This window comes from Acidovorax sp. KKS102, from assembly GCF_000302535.1.
Taxonomy (GTDB): domain Bacteria; phylum Pseudomonadota; class Gammaproteobacteria; order Burkholderiales; family Burkholderiaceae_C; genus Acidovorax.
The window spans coordinates 3,987,124-4,007,751 of the sequence record NC_018708.1 but is presented as its reverse complement, the minus strand read 5'-3'; the positions used below and the strand labels follow the sequence as shown (position 1 = coordinate 4,007,751).

General features: G+C 65.8%; 18 protein-coding genes and 1 tRNA gene. 7 read left to right on the top strand and 12 right to left on the bottom strand.

Annotated features, from left to right (window positions below):
• Positions 1 to 247: 247 nt before the first annotated feature.
• A complete protein-coding gene (locus C380_RS18400) occupies positions 248 to 1,522 on the bottom strand; it encodes a CaiB/BaiF CoA-transferase family protein (RefSeq protein WP_015015346.1) in 1,275 nt (424 codons plus the stop codon).
• 108 nt (positions 1,523 to 1,630) lie between these two features.
• The gene (locus C380_RS18395; RefSeq protein ID WP_015015345.1) at positions 1,631 to 2,827 is read right to left on the bottom strand and encodes an acyl-CoA dehydrogenase; all 1,197 of its coding nucleotides are present in this window, start codon (positions 2,825 to 2,827) and stop codon (positions 1,631 to 1,633) included.
• A 178-nt stretch (positions 2,828 to 3,005) separates the two neighbouring features.
• On the opposite strand from C380_RS18395, the gene C380_RS18390 reads away from it, so the two are divergent.
• From C380_RS18390 to C380_RS18380, 3 genes are all read left to right on the top strand, one after another.
• Complete coding sequence (locus tag C380_RS18390) at positions 3,006 to 3,950, top strand: LysR family transcriptional regulator (protein WP_043566832.1); 945 nt, start codon at positions 3,006 to 3,008, stop codon at positions 3,948 to 3,950.
• A gap of 87 nt (positions 3,951 to 4,037) precedes the next feature.
• A complete protein-coding gene (locus C380_RS18385) occupies positions 4,038 to 4,253 on the top strand; it encodes a hypothetical protein (protein WP_015015343.1) in 216 nt (71 codons plus the stop codon).
• A 182-nt stretch (positions 4,254 to 4,435) separates the two neighbouring features.
• Positions 4,436 to 5,314, top strand: a complete 879-nt coding sequence (locus C380_RS18380) for a DUF6279 family lipoprotein (protein WP_015015342.1) — start codon at positions 4,436 to 4,438, stop codon at positions 5,312 to 5,314.
• 272 nt (positions 5,315 to 5,586) lie between these two features.
• Here C380_RS18380 and C380_RS18375 read toward each other — a convergent pair.
• A tRNA-Leu gene (locus C380_RS18375) sits at positions 5,587 to 5,671 on the bottom strand.
• Positions 5,672 to 5,710: 39 nt separating this feature from the next.
• Between C380_RS18375 and cysM the strand changes: the two genes are divergently transcribed.
• From cysM to C380_RS18360, 3 genes are all read left to right on the top strand, one after another.
• Entirely contained in the window at positions 5,711 to 6,613 is a 903-nt protein-coding gene (gene cysM / locus C380_RS18370; RefSeq protein WP_015015341.1) for a cysteine synthase CysM, read from the top strand.
• 124 nt (positions 6,614 to 6,737) lie between these two features.
• On the top strand, positions 6,738 to 7,322 hold the full coding sequence (locus C380_RS18365; protein WP_015015340.1) for an NUDIX domain-containing protein: 585 nt from the start codon (positions 6,738 to 6,740) through the stop codon (positions 7,320 to 7,322).
• A 5-nt stretch (positions 7,323 to 7,327) separates the two neighbouring features.
• Positions 7,328 to 7,555 (top strand): sulfurtransferase TusA family protein, encoded by a 228-nt coding sequence (locus tag C380_RS18360; RefSeq protein WP_015015339.1) that lies wholly within the window; start codon positions 7,328 to 7,330, stop codon positions 7,553 to 7,555.
• Positions 7,556 to 7,639: 84 nt separating this feature from the next.
• Here the strand turns inward: C380_RS18360 and galU are convergent, their stop codons facing one another.
• Together galU and C380_RS18350 are read right to left on the bottom strand one after the other, a co-directional pair.
• Positions 7,640 to 8,527 carry a UTP--glucose-1-phosphate uridylyltransferase GalU gene (gene galU / locus C380_RS18355; RefSeq protein WP_015015338.1) on the bottom strand — a complete coding sequence of 296 codons (888 nt, stop codon included), beginning with the start codon at positions 8,525 to 8,527 and terminating at the stop codon, positions 7,640 to 7,642.
• 127 nt (positions 8,528 to 8,654) lie between these two features.
• Positions 8,655 to 11,552: a valine--tRNA ligase gene (locus C380_RS18350; protein WP_015015337.1), complete on the bottom strand. Its 2,898-nt coding sequence runs from the start codon at positions 11,550 to 11,552 to the stop codon at positions 8,655 to 8,657.
• A gap of 358 nt (positions 11,553 to 11,910) precedes the next feature.
• Here C380_RS18350 and C380_RS18345 point away from each other — a divergent pair, with 358 nt between their 5' ends.
• Positions 11,911 to 13,770 carry a M48 family metallopeptidase gene (locus C380_RS18345; RefSeq protein WP_015015336.1) on the top strand — a complete coding sequence of 620 codons (1,860 nt, stop codon included), beginning with the start codon at positions 11,911 to 11,913 and terminating at the stop codon, positions 13,768 to 13,770.
• 434 nt (positions 13,771 to 14,204) lie between these two features.
• On the opposite strand, the gene C380_RS18340 is transcribed toward C380_RS18345, so the two are convergent.
• The 7 genes from C380_RS18340 to C380_RS18310 all read right to left on the bottom strand — a co-directional run bounded on the left by C380_RS18340 (position 14,205) and on the right by C380_RS18310 (position 20,628).
• Positions 14,205 to 14,828: a VOC family protein gene (locus C380_RS18340; RefSeq protein ID WP_015015335.1), complete on the bottom strand. Its 624-nt coding sequence runs from the start codon at positions 14,826 to 14,828 to the stop codon at positions 14,205 to 14,207.
• A 212-nt stretch (positions 14,829 to 15,040) separates the two neighbouring features.
• Positions 15,041 to 15,616, bottom strand: a complete 576-nt coding sequence (locus C380_RS18335; protein ID WP_015015334.1) for a YceI family protein — start codon at positions 15,614 to 15,616, stop codon at positions 15,041 to 15,043.
• A gap of 87 nt (positions 15,617 to 15,703) precedes the next feature.
• Positions 15,704 to 16,279, bottom strand: coding sequence for a YceI family protein (locus C380_RS18330; protein WP_015015333.1), 576 nt, complete (start codon positions 16,277 to 16,279; stop codon positions 15,704 to 15,706).
• Positions 16,280 to 16,404: 125 nt separating this feature from the next.
• Positions 16,405 to 16,977 carry a cytochrome b gene (locus C380_RS18325; RefSeq protein WP_043566828.1) on the bottom strand — a complete coding sequence of 191 codons (573 nt, stop codon included), beginning with the start codon at positions 16,975 to 16,977 and terminating at the stop codon, positions 16,405 to 16,407.
• A 414-nt stretch (positions 16,978 to 17,391) separates the two neighbouring features.
• The gene (locus C380_RS18320; protein ID WP_015015331.1) at positions 17,392 to 18,669 is read right to left on the bottom strand and encodes a heme biosynthesis protein HemY; all 1,278 of its coding nucleotides are present in this window, start codon (positions 18,667 to 18,669) and stop codon (positions 17,392 to 17,394) included.
• A gap of 4 nt (positions 18,670 to 18,673) precedes the next feature.
• Positions 18,674 to 19,804, bottom strand: a complete 1,131-nt coding sequence (locus tag C380_RS18315; protein WP_015015330.1) for a uroporphyrinogen-III C-methyltransferase — start codon at positions 19,802 to 19,804, stop codon at positions 18,674 to 18,676.
• On the bottom strand, positions 19,801 to 20,628 hold the full coding sequence (locus tag C380_RS18310) for a uroporphyrinogen-III synthase (RefSeq protein ID WP_015015329.1): 828 nt from the start codon (positions 20,626 to 20,628) through the stop codon (positions 19,801 to 19,803). The genes C380_RS18315 and C380_RS18310 overlap by 4 nt, the downstream gene beginning before the upstream one ends.

Here is a 20,628-nt window from a genome sequence, read left to right as displayed (position 1 = left end):
TTGGGGCTTGGGGGCCGCCATCCTGGTCCAATGGCTCGCTGACACGCGGGGCCGCAGGCGAGGTCTTTTCGGGATTATGGAGAGAGATGTAAATTTTTGTATATGTCTTTTTGCCGTGGGGCAGGCATGTGCGGAATCAGGCCAGTCGCTGACGAAATGCGGCTTGGATAAACAAAACGGCCTTGCCGGTGAGGGCAAGGCCGTGGGGTGGTCAGGGCATCGCGCAAGCCGATGCGGTGAGGGCTGGCTACACGACCCCGCTGGCTCGCAGCGCAGCAATGCGCTCCGCATCCAGCCCCATCTCCCGCAGCACCTCGTCGGTGTGCTGGCCCAGTGCCGGTGGCGCATTGCGCAGCACGGGTGGGGTGGCCGACAGGCGCAGCGGGCTGGCCACGCCGGTGATCTGCTGCACGTTGTCGGTGGCGGCCTCGCCGTCCTTCCAGCGCGGCAGCGTCACGGCCAGGCCACGGGCCTGCACCTGGGCGTCGTCAAACGCCTGGGCGATGGTGTTGATGGGGCCGCAGGGCACGGCCTTGTTTTCCAGCAGCGTGATCCAGTCGGCCGTGGTGCGCGTGCGGGTCACGGCCTCCATGGCGGGGATCAGTGCGGCACGGTTTTGCACGCGCAGCGTGTTGGTGGCAAAGCGCGGGTCGCTGGCCCACTGGGGCTGTTCGGCCGCTGCACAAAAGCGCTGGAACTGCCCGTCGTTGCCGATCGCCAGCAGCATGTTGCCGTCGGCGGTGGGGAAATCTTGGTAGGGCGCCAGGCTGGGGTGGCTGTTGCCCATACGGCCGGGCGCTTTGCCGGTGGCCAAAAAGCCCGAGGCCTGGTTGGCCAGAACGGCCATGCCTACGTCCAGCAGCGCCATGTCGATGTGCTGGCCCTGGCCCGTGCCGTTCACCGCGTTGTCGCGCACGTGCAGCGCGGCCAGGATGGCGTTGCTAGCGTAGAGGCCGGTGAACAGGTCGATGACGGCCACGCCCACACGCATGGGGCCACCGCCGGGCTGGTTGTCGGCCTGGCCGGTGATGCTCATCAGGCCCGTCATGGCCTGCACCATCAGGTCGTAGCCCGCGCGTTCCGCATACGGGCCGTCTTGCCCAAAGCCGGTGACGGAGCAGTAAATGAGGCGCGGGTTGAGTGCGCGCAGGCTTTCATGGTCCAGGCCGTACTGCTTGAGGCCGCCGACCTTGAAGTTCTCCACCACGATGTCCGCCTCCAGCGCCATTTGCCTGATGAGCGCCTGGCCCTCGGGCGAGGCCATGTCGATGGTGACGGAGCGCTTGTTGCGGTTGCAGGCGGTGTAGTAGCTGGCCTGGTTCGTGTCGTTGCCGTCGGCGTCCTTCAAGAAGGGCGGGCCCCACTGGCGCGTGTCGTCGCCCACGCCGGGGCGCTCCACCTTGACCACGTCCGCGCCCAGGTCGGCCAGCACCTGCGTGCACCAGGGGCCCGCGAGCACGCGGGAGAGGTCGAGCACCTTGATGCCTGCGAGGGCGCCTGGGGCGGTAGAAGAGGTGGTCATGGGGTGTTTACTATGAAATTAATAGCTGTCAGCGCATGATGGACTAGCGCTACAAGGCAAAAACACCGCAAAGGCGGTGTTTTTGCCGGTTCTCGGGGCGCAGGCCGATCAGTTGGCGAACGCGGCGATGCCCGTCTGGGCGCGGCCCAGGATGAGGGCGTGCACATCGTGCGTGCCTTCGTAGGTGTTCACCACTTCCAGGTTCACCAGGTGGCGGGCCACGCCGAACTCGTCGCTGATGCCGTTGCCGCCCATCATGTCGCGGGCCAGGCGGGCAATGTCCAGCGCCTTGCCGCAGCTGTTGCGCTTGATGATGGAAGTGCCTTCCACGCTGGCCGTGCCCGCGTCCTTCATGCGGCCAAACTGCAGGCAGGCCTGCAGGCCGATGGCGATCTCGGTCTGCATGTCGGCCAGCTTCTTCTGGATGAGCTGGTTGGCAGCCAGGGGGCGGCCAAACTGCTTGCGGTCCAGCGTGTACTGGCGGGCGGTGTGCCAGCAGAACTCGGCGGCACCCAGCGCACCCCAGGCGATGCCGTAGCGCGCGCTGTTCAGGCAGGTGAAGGGGCCCTTCAAGCCCTGCACTTCAGGGAAGGCGTTTTCTTCGGGCACGAACACGTCGTCCATCACGATCTCGCCGGTAATCGACGCACGCAGGCCCACCTTGCCGTGGATGGCAGGGGCTGTCAGGCCCTTCATGCCCTTTTCCAGCACAAAGCCGCGGATGGGGCCCACGGCGCCGCCTTCGGACACTTCCTTGGCCCAGACCACGAACACGTCGGCCACGGGGCTGTTGGTGATCCACATCTTGCTGCCCTTGAGCTTGTAGCCACCATCGACCTTGTAGGCGCGCGTGGCCATGCTGCCGGGGTCGGAGCCGTGGTCGGGCTCGGTCAGGCCAAAGCAGCCAATCCACTCGCCGCTCGCCAGCTTGGGCAGGTACTTCTGGCGCTGGGCTTCGCTGCCGAATTCATAAATGGGCACCATCACCAGCGACGACTGCACGCTGGCCATCGAGCGATAGCCCGAATCCACACGCTCCACTTCGCGGGCGATCAGACCGTAGGCCACATACGACAGGCCGGGGCCGCCGTACTGCTCGGGGATGGTGGGGCCCAAGAGGCCCACTTCGCCCATCTCGCGGAAGATGCTCACGTCCATCTTTTCGTGGCGGAAGGCGTCCAGCACGCGGGGTGCCAGCTTGTCCTGGCAATACGCTGCGGCGGCGTCGCGGATGGCGCGCTCGTCGTCGGTCAGTTGCTGGCTCAGGAGGAAAGGATCATCCCATTGAAAAGCGGCGTGGGCCATGTGTGTCTCCAGGTCGGAAGGGGGGAAGAAAAAAACGAATCTGGAACGTATCGTAGGCCTGGGGGCGGTGGCCCGCAAGCGAGTTCTTTTCATCCAGACATGCGTTTATGGAATGTATGGAATACTTGTCGCAGCCAGCTTCAAGGGCTGGTGGCTTCTTCACAAGTTCCTCTTCATCATGCGCCGCAACATTCCATCGACCCAGGCCCTAGCCTGTTTTGAAGTGGCCGCCCGCCACGAGAGCTACACCCGCGCCGCGCAGGAGCTGTCGCTCACCCAAAGCGCGGTGTCGCGCCAGATCCAGGTGCTGGAAGAGTTTTTGGGCGTGGCACTGTTTCGCCGCACGCGCCACGGCGTGGTGCTGACGCCTGCGGGCGCGCACTATGGCCGCCAGGTGGCGCGCTGGCTGCAGGGGCTGGAGCGCGACACGCTGGACGTGATGGCCCACCAGGGCGAGGGCGGCACCCTTACGCTGGCCGCGGTGCCCACCTTTGCCACGCGCTGGCTCATCCCGCGCCTGCCGCAGCTGGCGCAGGCGCATCCCGATATCGTGGTGCACATTGACACGCAGACGCGGCCTTTCTTGTTTGCCGACACGACGTTTGATGCCGCGCTGTACGCGGGCACGCCCGAGCAGGTCGCCAACTGGCCCGGCGTACAGGCCCAGCTGCTGATGCATGAAGACGTGGTGCCCGTGTGCAGCCCGCGCCTGCTCGAATCCGCCGCGCCGCGGGGCCGGGGCCGCGCCCACCAGCCCGTGGCCGCCGAGGCGCTGGCCGAGCTGCCGCTGCTGCAGCAAAGCACGCGCCCGTATGGGTGGCGCCAGTGGTTCGAGGCCATGGCAGTGGATGCGCCGCATGCGCTCGATGGCCCGCGCTACGAGCTGTTCTCCATGCTGGCCGTGGCCGCCACGCATGGCATGGGCGTGGCGCTGATCCCGCCGCTGCTCATCGAGGCAGAGCTTGCCAGCGGCGAGCTGGTGGTGGCCTGCAACCGCCCGCTGCGCGGCGAGCGGGCGTACTACCTCATCAGCCCCACGCAGGCACAGCCGCCGGTGCTGGCCACGTTTGCGCGCTGGCTGCAGCAGATGGCCGAGACGGCGGGTGCCCCGGTGGCGGGTTGATGCGCTTGCGTCCACCCGGGCGGTGAACTAATCTGGTTGCGCGGAAGTCTGTCTTTCATTCAGCAACCTTGTTGGAGAGCGACCCCCATGACCACTTACCACGCTCCGCATTTCGATCCCACGGTGGATGAGATCGAAACACTGAAGCAGCTTGAAATGGGCGAAGTCATCACGCTGCCCCATGCGCTCAAAGACCATGTCTCCGGGCGACTGCTCGAATGGGGCTTCATCACCAAGGGGACGGGCGGCGAGCTGGCCATCACCGCCAGTGGCCGCCAGTTGATCCGGCGACAGGACAACTGACTCCCAGCTCACCCAGTCTTTGGTTCGCAGCCCTCATGGGGCTGTACTGGCTGGGCTGGCTGGGTTCGGGCCGGGGCGCATCCGGGTGAAATCCTGGTCTGCGGGCCGGGGTATCCGTGCCCTGTGGCCGCCGTGGCGGGCTTCGGGCCTATCCTGCACTGTCCCGTTGTTCTGGAGCTGCCGTGCCCGCTGTGTCCCGCCTGCGCACCACCCTGTGCATTGCCGCCCTGGCCTTGGCCGGTGCATTGCTGGCGGGCTGCAGCACGGTGCGCCTGGCCTACAACCAGGTACCCCACCTAGCGTACTGGCAGCTCAACCGTTACCTTGACCTGTCGGACGCGCAGACAGAGCGCGTGCGTGGCGACCTGGGCGAGCTGCACCGCTGGCACCGCGACACCATGCTGCCCCAGCATGCCGAGCTGTTGCAAAGGGTGCAGCAGCAGTTGCCTGCCACCATCACTGCCGAGCAGGCCTGCCGCATTTACGAGAAAGCCCGCGCCCAGTTAGATAAGGTGCTGGCCCAGGCCGAGCCCAAGGTGGTGTGGCTGGCGTCGCAGCTGACCGAGGCGCAGATCCGCAACCTGGAGCGCAAGCAGGCCGACAGCAATGCCGACTGGAAATCCGAATGGCTGGACCCGCCGCCCGACAAGCTGCGCGAGCGCCGCTTCAAGGACCTCTCATCGCGGCTCGAAACCTTTTATGGCCCGCTGGACGAGCCGCAGAAGGCCGTGTTGCGCGCCTTCGTAGCCCAGTCGGTCTTCGACCCGCAGCGCACCTATGCCGAGCGCGTGCGCCGGCAAAAGGACCTGGTGCAGGTGCTGCGCAGCATCCAGGCCGACCGCAGCAACACCGCCCAGGCCCGCACGCTGATGCTGGGCTTTCTGGACCGCGTGGTGACGTCGCCGGACGGTGCCTACCAGCGCTACGCGCAAGCGCTGGTGGCCGAGGGCTGCGAAGGGTTTGCGCGCCTGCACAACGCCATGACGCCAGCCCACCGGCTGCGCGCGGCGCAATCACTCAAGGGCTATGAGCAGGACTTCTTGTTGCTGGCTGCGCGCTGAGGTGCCGTGCCATTGACCATGCGCACACGTTGCGGGGTCGTGAGGATCAGCAGAACATCATCGCCAGCAGGGCCGCATCCTCGGCCATGTTCTGCAGGGCATAACCCGCCAGCCGGTAGGCCAGCACGGTGGCGTGCGCGATCAGATCCTGGGCGGTCATGGCGATGGCTGGGTGTGCGGGGCTGGAGTGTGCAGAAATCACATGCCGCTGCTACAGCAGCTGACCAGCAAAAAGGCCGATAGCTCGTGGAAGCTACCGGCCTTGTTGACTGTGGTGCCCGGGGCCGGAATCGAACCGGCACGCCTTGCGGCGGGGGATTTTGAGTCCCCTGCGTCTACCAATTTCACCACCCGGGCGGAATATGTGAAGCCCTGAATTATGGCACAGTAGGGCGTATGAAATATCCGACGATTGAAGACGCGGTAGGCAACACGCCGCTGGTGGCGCTGCAGCGCATTGGGGCCCAGGACAACGCCGCGCGGGGCAATGTGGTGCTCGGCAAGCTGGAAGGCAACAACCCGGCGGGGTCCGTCAAGGACCGGCCTGCACTGTCGATGATCCGCCGCGCCGAAGAGCGTGGCGACATCCGCCCTGGCGACACGCTGATCGAGGCCACGTCGGGCAATACCGGCATCGCTTTGGCGATGGCCGCGGCCATCAAGGGCTACCGCATGGTGCTGGTGATGCCGGAGGACTTATCCATCGAACGCGCCCAGACCATGAAGGCCTTTGGCGCAGAACTGGTGCTCACGCCCAAGAGCGGCGGCATGGAGCACGCCCGCGACCTGGCCGAGGCCATGCAAAAGCGTGGTGAGGGCAAGGTGCTGGACCAGTTTGGCAACCCCGACAACCCCCGCATTCACTACGAAACCACAGGCCCCGAGATCTGGGAGCAGACCGGCGGGCGCATCACCCACTTTGTGAGCGCCATGGGCACCACGGGCACCATCACGGGCGTGTCGCGGTTCCTCAAGGAGAAGAACCCCGCCATCCAGATCATTGGCGCCCAGCCCGAGGAAGGCTCGCGCATCCCGGGCATCCGTAAGTGGCCGCAGGAGTACCTGCCCAAGATTTATGACGCCAGCACGGTCGATGAGCTGGTGTATGTGAGCCAGGACAGCGCCGAGGACATGTGCCGCCGCCTCGCGCGCGAAGAGGGCATTTTTGCCGGCATCTCGGCTGCAGGCGCGTGCTGGGTGGCGCAGCAGATCGCTGCGCGCGACAGCAATGCCACCATCGTCTTCATCGTGTGCGACCGGGGCGACCGGTATTTGTCGACCGGGGTGTTTCCTGCATGACCGGTGGTGCGGGGTGCAGGATGGGCTCCTCGGGCGTCGCCAGGTGCCTTTGCACAGGGTTTTAAATCAAAATGGCTGCTAGCGCTAGTTGAATATGCCTCAGTAGCTACATAAAAGATAGCATATGCACTACGAAGTCCGTTTTTGCCCCCACTGCGCGACCGAGCTGCAGCCCATCACGCTGGCCGAAGATGGCGGCGACAAGGAGCGCCTGCGCTGCCCCGCCTGCGGCTGGACACACTGGAACAACCCCACGCCCGTGCTGGCTGCCATTGTGGAGATCGACGGCAAGGTGCTGCTGGCGCGCAACGCGGCGTGGCCGGGCAAGATGTTTGCGCTGATCACCGGCTTCATGGAGGCAGGCGAGTCACCCCAGGAAGGCATTGCGCGCGAGGTCAAGGAAGAGACCAACCTCGATGTGCAGTCCACCACCCTGGTGGGGGCCTACGAGTTTTTGCGCATGAACCAGGTCATCATTGCCTACCACGTGGTGGCCACGGGGCAGGTCAAATTGTCACCCGAACTGGTGGACTACCGGCTGTACGATCTGCCAGATCTCAAATGCTGGCCTGCGGGCACGGGCTACGCGCTGGCCGACTGGCTGCGCACGCGCGGCCATGAACCGGTGTTTTTCACCGCCGAAGAAAATGCAGAACGCCGCCGTGGGCTGGACGAACAAGCCCCGGCCGCGACGCCGCCAAAGGACTGATGACCATGGACATTCACAAAGAAATCGACACCCGGGGCCTGAACTGCCCCTTGCCCATCCTCAAGGCCAAGAAGGCACTGTCGGACATGGCCAGCGGCCAGCTGCTCAAGGTGGTGGCCACCGACAACGGATCGCTGCGCGACTTTCAGGCGTTTGCCAAGCAGACCGGCAATGAGCTGGTGGAGCAGCAGACGGTGGGCGAGGAGTACATCCACGTCCTGCGCCGCCGTTGAACGCAAAAATAGCTGCCAGCGCTGGTTGCATCAGCGCTGGCAGCTATCAATTTTGATCTCAATCGAGAGCTTGGACGGCCGGGTTTACAGCGCCAGGTTCTTCAGGTAGCCCCGGAAGTGCGCCCCCACCTGCGGGTGTTGCAGGGCCAGTTCCACTGTCGCTTCCAGAAATCCTTCCTTGCTGCCGCAGTCGTAGCGCTTGCCTTCGTACTGAAACGCATACACCGCCTCGCTGTGCATCAGGCGCGCAATGCCGTCGGTGAGCTGGATCTCGCCGCCCACGCCCCGTGGCTGGTTGCGGATCTCGTCAAACACCCCAGGCGTGAGGATGTAGCGGCCCGCCACGCCCATGCGCGAGGGGGCCTCGGCGGCCTTGGGCTTTTCCACAATGCGCTGGATGCGGATCAGCGGGCCACCGGCGGGCTCGCCCGCCACGATGCCGTATTTGTGCACATGGTCCTCGGGTACCTCTTGCACGGCGATCACCGAGCGGCCTTGCTGGCGGAAGGCGGTTGCCATCTGCGCCAGCACCGGCTGCCCACCCTGGGGGCCCACCATCAAATCGTCGGCCAGCAGCACGGCAAACGGCTCCTTGCCCACCAGCGGCTCGGCGCACAGCACGGCGTGGCCCAGGCCCAGGGAGCGGGGCTGGCGCACAAAGGCGCAGTCCATGTCGCTGGGCTGGATGGAGCGCACCAACTCCAGCAACTCCTTCTTGCCGGCCGCTTCCAGCTCGGCCTCCAGTTCGTAGGCGGTGTCGAAGTGGTCTTCAATGGCGCGCTTGCTGCGGCCGGTCACGAAGATCATGTGGCGGATGCCGGCGGCGTAGGCCTCTTCCACCGCGTACTGGATCAGCGGCTTGTCCACCACGGGCAGCATCTCTTTGGGGCTGGCCTTGGTGGCGGGCAGAAAGCGTGTGCCCAGTCCGGCAACGGGGAAAACGGCTTTGCGAACGGTGGTGGCAACAGTCATGGGACTCCTCTGGACGGATGAGGCGGTGTGTGGGCTGCAAGGCAGCCGCACGCACACCGGCAGAACATGAAAACAAGGCAATCGGCCCGCGCAGGGCGGGCCGCCATGGCGCAGTATGGCCCGGGTTTTAGCCCAGCCGTGTCAGCTGATCGCGCAATCTGCCCAGCGTGGCGCCGAAGTCGGCAATGCGCTTTTTCTCCTGCTCGATCACCGCCGCAGGCGCCTTGGCCACAAAGGCCTCGTTGGACAGCTTGTTGTTGGCCTTGGTGATCTCGCCATCGATGCGGGCGATTTCCTTGGACAGGCGGGCCTTCTCGGCCGCCACGTCGATCTCCATGTACAGGCACATGCGGGCGTCGCCCACCACGGCCACGGGCGCGGCCTGTGCGGCAGCGGCCCAGGCGGCTTCGTCGTCAAACACCTTGACCTCGCTGAGCTTGGCCAGCGCCTGCAGCACCGGGCCCACGCCACGCATGAACTCGGTGTCGCCCACCACGTACAGGGGCAGGCGGGTGGAGGGAGACACGTTCATCTCGCCGCGCAGCGCGCGGCACGCGTCCACGAGACCCTTCACGCGGCCCATGTGGGCAATCGCAGCTTCGTCGATCTTGGCCGGTTGGGCTTCGGGATAGCGCGCGATGCTGACCGACTCGCCAGGGATGCCCGCCACGGGTGCCACCACCTGCCACAGGGCTTCGGTGATGAACGGGATGATGGGGTGGGCCAGGCGCAGGATGGCTTCGAGCGTGCGGATCAGCGTGCGGCGCGTGGCGCGCTGCTGCGCTTCGGTGCCGTTCTGGATCTGCACCTTGGCGATTTCCAGGTACCAGTCGCAGTACTCATTCCAGACAAAGTCATAGATCGTATTGGCCACGTTGTCGAGGCGGTACTCTTCAAAGCCCTTGGCGACTTCGGCCTCAGTCTTTTGCAGCAGCGAGGTGATCCAGCGGTCGGCCTGGCTGAACTCCATGTAGCCGTGGGCGCTGCCACCGGGCTGGCATTCTTCCTTGGTGTGCTCTTTCAGGCCGCAGTCTTGGCCTTCGCAGTTCATCAGCACGAAGCGGCTGGCGTTCCAGAGCTTGTTGCAGAAGTTGCGGTAGCCCTCGCAGCGCTTGCTGTCGAAGTTGATGCTGCGGCCCAGCGATGCCAGCGCCGCGAAGGTAAAGCGCAGCGCATCGGCGCCATAGGCCGGAATGCCTTCGGGGAATTCCTTCTGCGTGTTCTTGCGCACGGTGGGCGCAGTCTCGGGCTTGCGCAGGCCCGTAGTGCGCTTGTCCAGCAGCGGCTCCAGTGCAATGCCGTCGATCAGGTCCACCGGGTCGAGCACGTTGCCCTCGGACTTGCTCATCTTCTTGCCCTGCGCGTCGCGCACCAGGCCGTGGATGTACACGTGCTTGAACGGCACACGGCCGGTGAAGTGCGTGGTCATCATGATCATCCGGGCGACCCAGAAGAAGATGATGTCGTAGCCCGTGACCAGCACGGTGCTGGGCAGGTACAGGTTGAAGTCGTCGGTTTCGGCGGTGCCTTGGTTCGGCCAGCCCATGGTGCTGAAGGGCACGAGCGCGGACGAGTACCAGGTGTCGAGCACGTCCTCGTCGCGGCGCAGCTTTTTGCCAGGGGCCTTGGCCTGCGCCTCGGCTTCGGTGCGGGCGACGATCACGTTGCCGTCTTCGTCGTACCAGGCCGGGATCTGGTGGCCCCACCACAGCTGGCGGCTGATGCACCAGTCCTGGATGTTGTTCATCCACTGGTTGTAGGTGTTCACCCAGTTCTCGGGCACGAACTTCACATCACCGCTGGCTACGGCATCAATGGCTTTTTGCGCAATGCTCTTGCCGGTGGGGTCCTGGTCGGACACCTTGCTCATGGCGACAAACCACTGGTCGGTCAGCATGGGCTCGATCACCTGGCCGGTGCGGGTGCAGATGGGCACCATGAGCTTGTGCTTCTTCACCTCCACCAGCGCGCCGATGGCTTCGAGGTCCGCCACCACGGCCTTGCGGGCCACGAAGCGGTCCATGCCCTGGTACTTGGCGGGCGCGTTCTCGTTGATGGTGGCTTGCAACGTCAGCACCACGATCATGGGCAGCTTGTGGCGCTGGCCCACGGCGTAGTCGTTCTGGTCGTGCGCAGGCGTCACCTTCACCACGCCCGTGCCGAATTCCTTGTCCACGTACTCGTCGGCGATCACCGGGATCTGGCGGTCGCACAGCGGCAGGTTGACCATCTTGCCGATGAGGTGCGTGTAGCGCGCATCCTCGGGGTGCACCATGAGCGCCACGTCGCCCAGCATGGTTTCGGGGCGGGTGGTGGCCACCGTCAGGCTGCCTGATCCATCGGCCAGCGGGTAGGCGATGTGCCACATCGAGCCGTCTTTTTCTTCGCTCTCGACTTCCAGGTCGGACACGGCGGACTGCAGCTTCGGGTCCCAGTTCACCAGGCGCTTGCCGCGGTAGATCAGGCCCTGTTCGTAGAGCTTCACGAAGGTGTCGGTGACCACCTTGGAGAGCTTGTCATCCATGGTGAAGTATTCACGGCTCCAGTCCACGCTGTCGCCCATGCGGCGCATCTGCGTGGTGATGGTGTTGCCGGACTTTTCCTTCCACTCCCACACCTTGCTCACAAAGTTCTTGCGCGCCTCGGGCGGGGTGGGGCCCATGTCGTAGCGGCTGATGCCCTGCTCCTGCAACTGGCGCTCCACCACGATCTGCGTGGCGATGCCTGCGTGGTCGGTGCCCGGCACCCAGACCGTGTTGAAGCCCTTCATGCGGTGGTAGCGCGTGAGGCTGTCCATGATCGTCTGGTTGAACGCATGGCCCATGTGCAGCGTGCCCGTGACGTTGGGCGGGGGCAGCTGGATGGAGAAGGCGGGCTCGCCCGCCTGGGGCTGACCCGTGCCACGGTGGCCTGCGGTGCCATACCCGCGCTTTTCCCATTCGGGGCCCCAGTGGGCTTCCAGTGCAGCGGGTTCAAACGACTTGGACAGGCTTTCAAGGCCGGGTTGTGGTTGGGGCGTGCTCATGGGTCTGGCAGTGGGGTGTGGCAGTGGGGGCAGTGGGGCGGAGCGGTCGCAGGGAGCGCTCCGACGAACAAGAGGGTGAACCGCACATTTTAAGGGACCGCCACCCCGGCGCTGGCCCTGCGGGGGCTTGGGCCGTTTGGCCATTGCGCGCCGTCTGTCGGCCGATTCTTTCCAATGGTTACCTTGTGACTGGGTGCGCGGGTGGATGGGTCCTGATAATCCCGGCCGATAGAGCGAGGAGGGCGCGGCAACGCGAACCAAGTTCTCACGAATTACAACAAGGACCGGTGCGGTGGCTTGCGGGGGGCGTTCAGCCTTCCGGTGCCACGGTGCCGGGCCGTCACAACCATCCGAACCTATGACGTTTCAATCTGCCTGGCGCCTGGGCCTGGTCAAGGTCTTTGCCTATGCGCTGCTGGCGCTGTTTCTGGTGCCTGCGGTGACCTACGTGTTCACCCGCCATGTCCAGACCGACCAGGACACCCGTTTTGTGGCCGGCATCAGCCAGCGCATCGATGCCGAAAAGGGCCTGCCCGCCGACGAGAAGCAGGCGCGCAAGGACTACTACCGCAGCAATCCGCCGTCCACCATTTGCAGCAATGCAGACCCCGACGCCCGCGAATACCGCGAGGCGCTCTGCGACACCTTCTCGGATGTCTGGCAGTTCCACATGGCGCGCAAGCTGTCGCTGTGGACGCTGGTGGCCAGCGCGGCGCTGCTATTGGCGGTGCTGGGGCTGGGGGCGCTGGCGTTTGCCGACCGCACGCTGCAGTACGCGAGCTTTGTGGCGGGCTGGCGCCTGACGTCCTGGGCCAGTGCTACGGCGCTGGTGTTGCAAGGGACGATGGCGGTGTGGCTGTCGTTCTGGGTCACCGCGTTTTTCTTCCACAAGTACTCGCCCAAGCTGGTGTTGTTTGTAGGCTTTGCCGTGGGGGCCGGGGTGCTGGTGGCGGTGGCGGGCATCTTCAAGCGCGTGCAGTCCAGCAACCAGGTTGTGGGCGAGCTGGTGGCCGAGGCCGATGCTCCGCTGCTGTGGCAGCGCATTCGCCACCTGGCGCAGCGCCTGAAGACCGAGCCACCCCGGCACATCGTTGCTGGCATCGATGCCAACTTCTTTGTGACCGAGGCCCCGATCACCGTGGGCCAGCAAACCCTTACGGGCCGCACGCTGTTTGTGAGCCTGCCGCTGCTGCGCATCCTGGACCAGACCGAGGCTGACGCCGTGCTGGGCCATGAACTGGCCCACCTGCGCGGGGGCGACACGCGGCGCAGCGCGCAGCTGGGGCCCAAGCTGGTGCAGTTTGACCACTACCGCCACGCCATCCGCACCGGCGGGCTGTCGGCCATGGCGTCGCCGCTGCTGGACCTGTACCGCACCATCTTCGAGATCGCCCTGGCCAGCGACAGCCGCGAGCGCGAGTTCAAGGCCGACCGCCTGGCGGCCAAGCTGGTGAGCCCGGCGGCGATTGCACAGTCGCTGGTCAAGATTGCCGCCTACGCCCAGTACCGCTACCGCATCGAGGACGAACTGTTCGGCCGCAACGAGCGGCACGACAACAGCACGCTGGGCATTGCCAGTTTTGTGGCCCAGGGCTTGGCGCCGTACGCGGCATCGCCCGACTTTGTGGATGCGATGAAGACGGCCAATGTGCCGCACCCTTTCGACTCGCACCCCGCCATGCCCGAGCGCCTGCGCAACGTCGGCATGGCCCTCAAAGAGCGTGACTACGGCGCTATTGCCGTGCGTGCGCCCGCCACCACCTGGGTGCAGGAGATATTGACCGCCGACGCGATTGAGCAGCGGCTGTGGAGCGCTTACGAGCAGCAGTTTGCGCAAGACCACGAGCGCAGCCTGGCCTACCGCTACGAGCCCGCCAACGAGCAGGAGCGGGCCCTGGTGTTGCAGTACTTTCCGCCCGTGGTGTTTGCCCTCAAGGGCGATGCGACGGTGGAGGTGAGCATCGACGGCATCCGCACCTCGGCCGATGAGACCACGGTGTTCTGGGACGCCATCAAGGGTCTGGAATTCAAGGAAAGCAGCTTTGGCAACGCGCTGATCGTGACCCACCCCGAGAAGAACGCCCTGGGCCTGGGCGCCAAGACCAGCAAGATCAAGCTGCCCGGCCTCAAGAAGGACAAGGACCAGTTCAACGCCGTGGTGAGCCACTACTGGCAGCGCCACCAGATCATGCGGGCGCAGCAACAGGCAGCGGCATAATTGCTATCTTTTGTATAGCTGATCGGGCAATGGGATGTAGCGCTTCAGCGCTATAAGAACCTGTTCAAGATCTTTTAGGGGATTGCATTGGAGTGCAACCGGGATGAGTGGATGCTTCGGATGCGCAGCATCGGCTCGTGCCCATGCAAGCAGCCGTGGCTTCCAATCACCCGATTTCACTCCAACCCTTCGGGCAAGTGCCTTGCCGAGCGGTCTGCGGCGTTGCGGCGCTTGTTGATAGCCGGGCTATCCACTGCGCACCGCGCCTTGCGTCCCATCCCGGCAAGGTACTTGCGCGACCCCGAAAAGATCTTGAACAGGTTCTAAGGCTCAAAACCCCATCGCAAAGCGGTGGGAGGGCCGTTTGACGGGGCTGCGCACCCCCTCCAGCGCAGCCAGCCCCGCGGACCGTGGAGGCCTGGGGTCAGGTTGGCTTACTTGCGCACAAACTCCGGCCGGTCGTTCTGCTGGGGCTTGAGCGGCGCGGCCACCTTGCCTTCGGCGCGTTCCTTGCGCCATTGCTCCTTGCGCGCCGTCCACTCGCGCAGGCGGGCGTGGGCCACGGTGCTGTCTTTTTCCATCTGCTCGTCATTGGCCAGCTGGGCCGACAGCTCCAGGCGAATGCCGTTGGGATCGAAGAAATAGATGCTCTTGAAGATGTGGTGGTCCGTCACGCCCAGCACTTCCACACCATGCGCCTCGAGGCGCTGCTTGGTGTTCTCCAGCTCCTGCACGGTGTTCACGCGGAACGCGATGTGGTTGACCCACAGGGGCGTGTTGGGCGAGGGCTCGGCCTTCACGTCGTCGCCCAGGTCGAAAAAGGCGATGAACGAGCCGTCCTGCAGGCGGAAGAAGAAGTGGGTGTAGGGGCAGTACTCGCCGGTGCTGGGCACATAGTCGCTCTGGATGATGTGGTACAGCGGCAAGCCCAGGATGTCTTCATAGAACTGGCGCGTTTCCTCGGCGTCGCGGGCCTTGTAGGCGTAGTGGTGCAACTGCTGGATGGGGGCGGGTGCCGGCAGGCTGGCCAGGTCGGTCGGGTTCAGAACGGCGTTCATGCAGAGTCTCCTCAAATCGGTGAGTGCAATTCTACTATTCGTAATTGATTTACGTTAAGTTAATTTTTTATACCCGGAAGGCTGGCAGATGAGGGCGGGCTGGCCCAAAGAAAAAGCCACCCGGCGCAAGGCGCACGGGTGGCTGGTCGCAAGCAGCCGGAGGCAGGGCGGAGCAAGTCAGACCGCTGCGCCCCAGGCCCGCTCGGCCTGGTTTACTGCTTCACGGCTTCGATCTGCACCACCAGGCGCACGTTCTTGGGGAAGCCCCATTCCACGCCGTAGTTCATGCCCCACTGGGTGCGGTCGATGGTGGCTTCAAAGTCGCCGCCGCACACTTCGCGCTTGAGCATGGGGCTGTCGTAGCAGTTGAACTGGTTGGCCTTCAGGGTCAGGGGGGCGGTCTTGCCCAGCAGCGTGAGCTGGCCTTCCACGCTGGCGACCTTGTCACCGTTGAAGACGAACTTGCTAGAGACAAACTTCATCGTGGGGTGCTTGGCCGCGTCGAACAGGTCGGCGCTTTGCAGGTGCTTGTCAAACGCAGGGGTGCCCGTGTTCACCGAGGTCACGTCGAACGTGATCTCTGCCTTGCCCGACTTGCCTGCCTTGTCGAACTGGACGGTGCCTTCCTTCTTGTCGAAGCGGCCACGGTTCACGGCAGCTCCAAAGTGGCTGATTTCGAACGAGGCGAAGGTGTGCGTCGGGTCGATGGCGTAGTTGGCCGATTGGGCTTGGGCAGCACCGGCGAACAGGGTGGCAGCGGCGGCCAGGGCGAAGAGCGACTTGCGCATGGAAACTCCTGATGGGTCAAAAAGGAAAGGACAAAGGGAAAGGGGAGGCCGCTAGCAGCGGCGGCCAAATGCAAAGGGGCGCAGCGCTCAGAGCTTGCCGATGCCGGTCAGCGCGAGCTTGAACTTGACCTGTACGTCGTCGGCCACCATGGAGGTGTCGGCCCACTCGTTCTCGCCGATCTTGAAGGCCAGCCGCTTGATGGGCAGCGCGCCTGTGGCGGTGGTGGTGGTGCCGTTCTGGGTCAGCGTCACGGGCACCACCACGTTCTGGCTGTTGCCCTTGATGGTGAGCGCACCTGCCACTTCAAACTTGCCGCCGCCCAGGGCCTTGATGCTGGACGACACGAACTGGGCCTGCGGGAACTTGGGCACGTTGAACCAAGCGGGCTTGGGCAGCTCCGCATCGGTCTCGCGCGAGCCCAGCGTGGCGCTGCCGGTGTCCACTGTGAACGCGATCTTGCTGGTGGCCAGCTTGGCGGGGTCAAACGCGACCTGTGCGCTGAACTTCTTGAACTGGCCTTCGAGCGGCACACCCATCTGGCGGGCGGTGAACTGCACCTCGCTTTGTGCGGGCACCAGTTGCTGCTGGGCCAGGGCGGCCTGCGCGCCAGCGGCGAGCGCAGCGCCGATCACGATGCGGGACAGGGTAGTGGACAGTTGCATGCAGAAACTCCGTTCAAATCTCAAAAAAGGTGAAAGCGGCGGCCGGGGCGCGGATGGGTGCGTGGCCTTTGGGCTGGCCAGGCGCCGGCCTTGCGGGGCGGCGGCGCCTGAAGGGCGGAAGCGGGTTATTTCCCCGGCAGCATGCGGTGCAGCAGGCCGTCCCGGTCTACCAGATGGTGCTTGAGCGCGGCGGCGATGTGCAGCACGGCCAGTGCAGCCAGTGCAAACGCGGTGTACTGGTGCCAGGGCTTGATGGCCTCGGCCAGGTCCTTGCTCACCGGCACAAAGTCGGGCAGCTGCCACAGGCCCAGGAACACGATGGGAAACCCCGCTGCCGAGCTGTAGGCCCAGCCAATCAGGGGCACGGCAAAGAACAGCATGTACAGCAGATGGTGGGTGCCGTGGTGCGCCAGCTTCTGCCAGCCGGGCATGGTCATCTCAACCACCTTGGGCAGCGCCGGGGGGCGGTGCGTGATGCGCCACAGCAGGCGCAGCGCCGACAGCACCAGGATCGTCACGCCGGCCCATTTGTGCCAGTTGTAGAGCTTGAGCCGCTGGGGCGAAAAAGGCAGGTCGGCCATGTAGACGCCGACGCCAAACAGCGCGATCAGCGCCAGGCCCAGCACCCAGTGCAACAGCATGGCCGCGCGCGTGTAGCGGCGGGGGGTGTCGAGGGTCGTGGTGGCAGTGGCTGTCATCAGCGAATCAAAAAAGTGCGTGTGAAAAAGAGAGGGAGCGCGGGCTGCGAAGGCCATCCCGTGAGGTACCGCCATAGTGCGGCGATGGGGCAGTGTAGGAAGCGCTGGCGACGATCTGCTTCAGGCAGATTGACGCTTTAGTTCAAATTTATTGAACCGATAGGCCTTGAGCGCTCAAAGTTCCCCAATGCTGTGGAAATTTTGTAGCGCAGCCATAGGGCACGTTGGCACTGCACCGGCGTGGAGCCTGCAGCGCACACGCTGGTGCACGCGCGCGGCCAGTGAATGCAAGGGGCGGCGGTTGAAAAAGCACAGCGGTGAAGGCCGCTGTGCAGGTGCGGAAGGCGCTGCAGCGCCCCTGCGGTGCCTGCCTGGGTAATGCCTAGGTAATGCCTCGGAAAGGGGCTTGTCGGCTTATCGGGCCAGCGCAGCCTGCTTCCAGGCGCTGGCAGCGGCGGTGTCGTCGCCGCGTTGCTCGGCCAGCTCGGCCAGGTGGCGCCAGGCGCTGGCACGCAACTGGGGGTCGCTGAGCTGCTGCGTTGCCTGTGTCAGCAACTGGTGGGCCTTGCCCCACAGCTGGCGCTTGAGGCACGCCATGCCCGCCAGGTACTGCAGGCGCGCGTCGCGCGGGTTGGCCTGCTGGGCCGATTCGATGCGGGCCAGCCAGGGGGCATCAAGCGCATCCAGCCCCGCCTCCAGCGCGCGCACCAGCTTGAGGGCGTGCTGCTCGGCCAGGGCATCGGGCAGCGCGACCATGCGGTCCCACACGGGCAGCAGCCAGGCCCGCACCTGGGTGGCATCACCGCCCAGGGCCGCCAGCCGCTGGGCGGCATGGATGGCCAGTTCGGGCATGTTGCGCTCGCTGGTTTCCAGCGACAGCCAGATCTGCTGCAGCTGGGCCGTGTCGTGCGCGCTGTTGATGAGTTCGGTGGCCAGGCCGCGCACGATGCTCTGCGCCGCATTGGGCGAGAACGCGCGGTGCTTGCCCAGCAGGCGTGCGGTGTCCAGCGCCTCTTGGGTCTGGCGTGCCAGCCGCGTCGCCTTGAGCTTGATGCGCAAGGCCAGGGTGCGGCGGGCAGCCCCCTGGGGCAGGGCTGCCAGGCGGTCGAGCGCTGCAGGGGCATCGCGGTCGTCCAGCGACCAGCGGGCGGCGCGCATCTGGGCGCCTTCGTGCATTTCCTGCTCGTTGACGGAGCCGCGCATGGGGGCTTCCTGCAGTGCGTCCTGCAAGTGGCTTTCGCGCGTGGCGCGGTCTTGCAGCGCGTGTGACGCCTCGGCGGCGATCATGTGGGCCAGCGCGCGCAGCTGCTTGCCGTGGGGCACGGCCTCGCCGCTGGCCTCCAGGGCGTGTTCTTGCGACAGTGCCGCCACAGCGGCCTTGCGCGAGCGGATGAACCGGCCGCCCAGCATGTGGGTCAGCGCGTCGAGCAGCGCGCCATGCATGGCGCGCTCTTTTTGTTGCACGCGCCAGCGGCGTGCCTGGTGCGGAAGTTCCAGCAGTGCCGCCAGGGCCCGCAGCGCCGCGTACACGGTGACGAAACCGCCGACCAGCAGCAACACCACCATGTTGAGCGACAGGTCGATGCGGTAGGGCGGCCAGTACAGGGTGACCGTACCCTGGTTGTTGCCCGCAAACAGTGCGGCCGCAACCGCCACCCCGAACAAGCCCAGAAGCCAAAGTGCTGCGCGCATGGTGTCAACGTCCGGCAGCGGCAGTGGCCAGGGCCGACAGGGTTTCGTCCAGGCGCGGCAACTCGGCCGCCTTCATGCTGGCCTGGGCCTGCTGCAGGGTCGAAGCCACGTTCTGCGTGCGGCGCGATGCGGGGTCGAAATATTTGTTGAGGGCTGCGGTGGCCGCCGCCAGGTCCGAACGGGCGGACTCGAACTGCCGGGCCAGGATGCCCAGGCGCGCGTTGAGCAGCTTGAACTTGAGGTTTTCGCGCAGGAAGAAGGTCTGTTCGGGGGCCAGCAAGATGGCCTCGGGCTGGTCGATGCGGCTCACGCGCACCAGGCTGCGGGCCTCGTCGCGCACCACCTCCCAGCTGCGCTGCAGGGCCGCCTGCCACCACGCCAGGCCCTCGGTGGGGGCGGGGGCGCTGCCGGGCATTGCGGGGCCGGTGGACAGGCGCTTGGTCGAGGCGGCCTGGGCCACGGCATTGAGCACGGGCAAATCGTCCACTTGGCGCACCAGCTCGTCCAGGCGGGCGAGCAGGCCGGCGGTGTCGGTCACGGTGGCGCGGGTCAGCCGGTCCAGGTCGCGGCCGATGGCGCGCTGCACAGGGGCCAGGCGGGGCTGGGCAGACCGCTCGATGCGCTGGTTGGCGCTTTTGAGGGCGGCCACCAGGGGCTCCAGGCTGCCGGTCAGCTGGGCCTGCTGTTGCGCCAGACGGATGGCCGACTCAATGTCCACTACCAGGTTTTCATCGCGCGAGCGCGACAGGCTTTGCATGAGTTCTTCGAGCTGGCTGCGCTGCAGGGCGACTTCGCTCACGCGGGCCTCGGCCACCGACAGGCGTGCGGCCGTGTCGCGCACCAGCTCTTCGGCCTGGCGGGCCATGGTGCGGGCCTCGATGGCCAGGGCGCCCGAGTCGGCGGACTGTCGGGCCAGTTGTTCCTGGATGGCGCTGAGCTTTTGCCACAGCAGGCCGCTGCTGACCAGTGCAGCCACCGCCACGGTGCCCAGCAGTAAGGTCATGGCGCCGCTCCGGCCGGTGGCGGCGGGGGCAGCGGCCGAGGGGGCCGGGCTCACTGCCGGCGCGCCCACGGCGGCAGCCACAGGGGCTGGAGGGGGCGTGGGGGGCAGATCGTCAGGAGGCGCAGAACTCATGCGGCCGATTCTATCGAGGCCACCACGTCTTCCAGCGCCGGACGGCATTCCCGCACGGTGCCAAAGCCCGCTGCGCGGGCCGCTTCGGCGATGCGCGGGTGGGTGGCCAGCGCATGGGCGGCGCCCCATTGCTGGCCCGGCAGGGCCTCGGGCAGGTGGGCCACCGCCTCGGAGCTGCTCAGCAGCCAGACGGAGCCATCTTGGGCTGCCTGTTGCGCCAGCGCCACCTCTTGCGCCGTGAAGCGGGGGGCGCCGCGTTGGTAGGCCACCACAAACTCCACCTGGCCACCCCGCGCCGCGATCTGCTGGGCCAGCCACTCGCGGCCGTTGCCTTGGGGCGATTCGTGTGCGCCCTGGGGTGTGGCGGATCGGCCGCGCACGATCAGCACGCGGTCGCCGGGCTGCACCTGGCGGGCCACCTGCTGCCATAGTGCCTCCGAGTCGAACTGGGGTGCGTCGGGCGCAGGCCCGTCGATGGCGCTGCGCGGTACGCCCGCCTGCTCCAGCGCGCGGGCTGTGCCCGGGCCGGGTGCCCATGCTCTTGTTTTTGTAGCTGTCAGGGCATGAATATCTAGCGCTACAGGGCGTTTTTGCTCAAAAAAGTGCACCACGGCATTGCCGCTCACAAACATCAGGGCACGGTAGGTGTCGACGTTGGCGCGGGCCGTGTCCAGCGCCTGCTGCATGGCGGTGTCCGTGCAGGGACCAATCGCAATCAGGGGCAGCGCCACAGCCTGTATGCCGTGTGCGCCCAGTTGCGTGACCCAGTGCGCCGCTTCGCGGGCGGGGCGTGTGACGATGACCCGGGGCGCTGAGGTGCCCAT

Bases quoted from the DNA above. Each gene is read 5' to 3' on its own strand.
- C380_RS18400 (WP_015015346.1), bottom strand. From the start codon at position 1,522: ATGACCACCTCTTCTACCGCCCCAGGCGCCCTCGCAGGCATCAAGGTG.
- C380_RS18395 (WP_015015345.1), bottom strand. From the start codon at position 2,827: ATGGCCCACGCCGCTTTTCAATGGGATGATCCTTTCCTCCTGAGCCAG.
- C380_RS18390 (WP_043566832.1), top strand. From the start codon at position 3,006: ATGCGCCGCAACATTCCATCGACCCAGGCCCTAGCCTGTTTTGAAGTG.
- C380_RS18385 (WP_015015343.1), top strand. From the start codon at position 4,038: ATGACCACTTACCACGCTCCGCATTTCGATCCCACGGTGGATGAGATC.
- cysM (WP_015015341.1), top strand. From the start codon at position 5,711: ATGAAATATCCGACGATTGAAGACGCGGTAGGCAACACGCCGCTGGTG.
- C380_RS18365 (WP_015015340.1), top strand. From the start codon at position 6,738: ATGCACTACGAAGTCCGTTTTTGCCCCCACTGCGCGACCGAGCTGCAG.
- C380_RS18360 (WP_015015339.1), top strand. From the start codon at position 7,328: ATGGACATTCACAAAGAAATCGACACCCGGGGCCTGAACTGCCCCTTG.
- galU (WP_015015338.1), bottom strand. From the start codon at position 8,527: ATGACTGTTGCCACCACCGTTCGCAAAGCCGTTTTCCCCGTTGCCGGA.
- C380_RS18350 (WP_015015337.1), bottom strand. From the start codon at position 11,552: ATGAGCACGCCCCAACCACAACCCGGCCTTGAAAGCCTGTCCAAGTCG.
- C380_RS18345 (WP_015015336.1), top strand. From the start codon at position 11,911: ATGACGTTTCAATCTGCCTGGCGCCTGGGCCTGGTCAAGGTCTTTGCC.
- C380_RS18340 (WP_015015335.1), bottom strand. From the start codon at position 14,828: ATGAACGCCGTTCTGAACCCGACCGACCTGGCCAGCCTGCCGGCACCC.
- C380_RS18335 (WP_015015334.1), bottom strand. From the start codon at position 15,616: ATGCGCAAGTCGCTCTTCGCCCTGGCCGCCGCTGCCACCCTGTTCGCC.
- C380_RS18330 (WP_015015333.1), bottom strand. From the start codon at position 16,279: ATGCAACTGTCCACTACCCTGTCCCGCATCGTGATCGGCGCTGCGCTC.
- C380_RS18325 (WP_043566828.1), bottom strand. From the start codon at position 16,977: ATGACAGCCACTGCCACCACGACCCTCGACACCCCCCGCCGCTACACG.
- C380_RS18320 (WP_015015331.1), bottom strand. From the start codon at position 18,669: ATGCGCGCAGCACTTTGGCTTCTGGGCTTGTTCGGGGTGGCGGTTGCG.
- C380_RS18315 (WP_015015330.1), bottom strand. From the start codon at position 19,804: ATGAGTTCTGCGCCTCCTGACGATCTGCCCCCCACGCCCCCTCCAGCC.
- C380_RS18310 (WP_015015329.1), bottom strand. From the start codon at position 20,628: ATGGGCACCTCAGCGCCCCGGGTCATCGTCACACGCCCCGCCCGCGAA.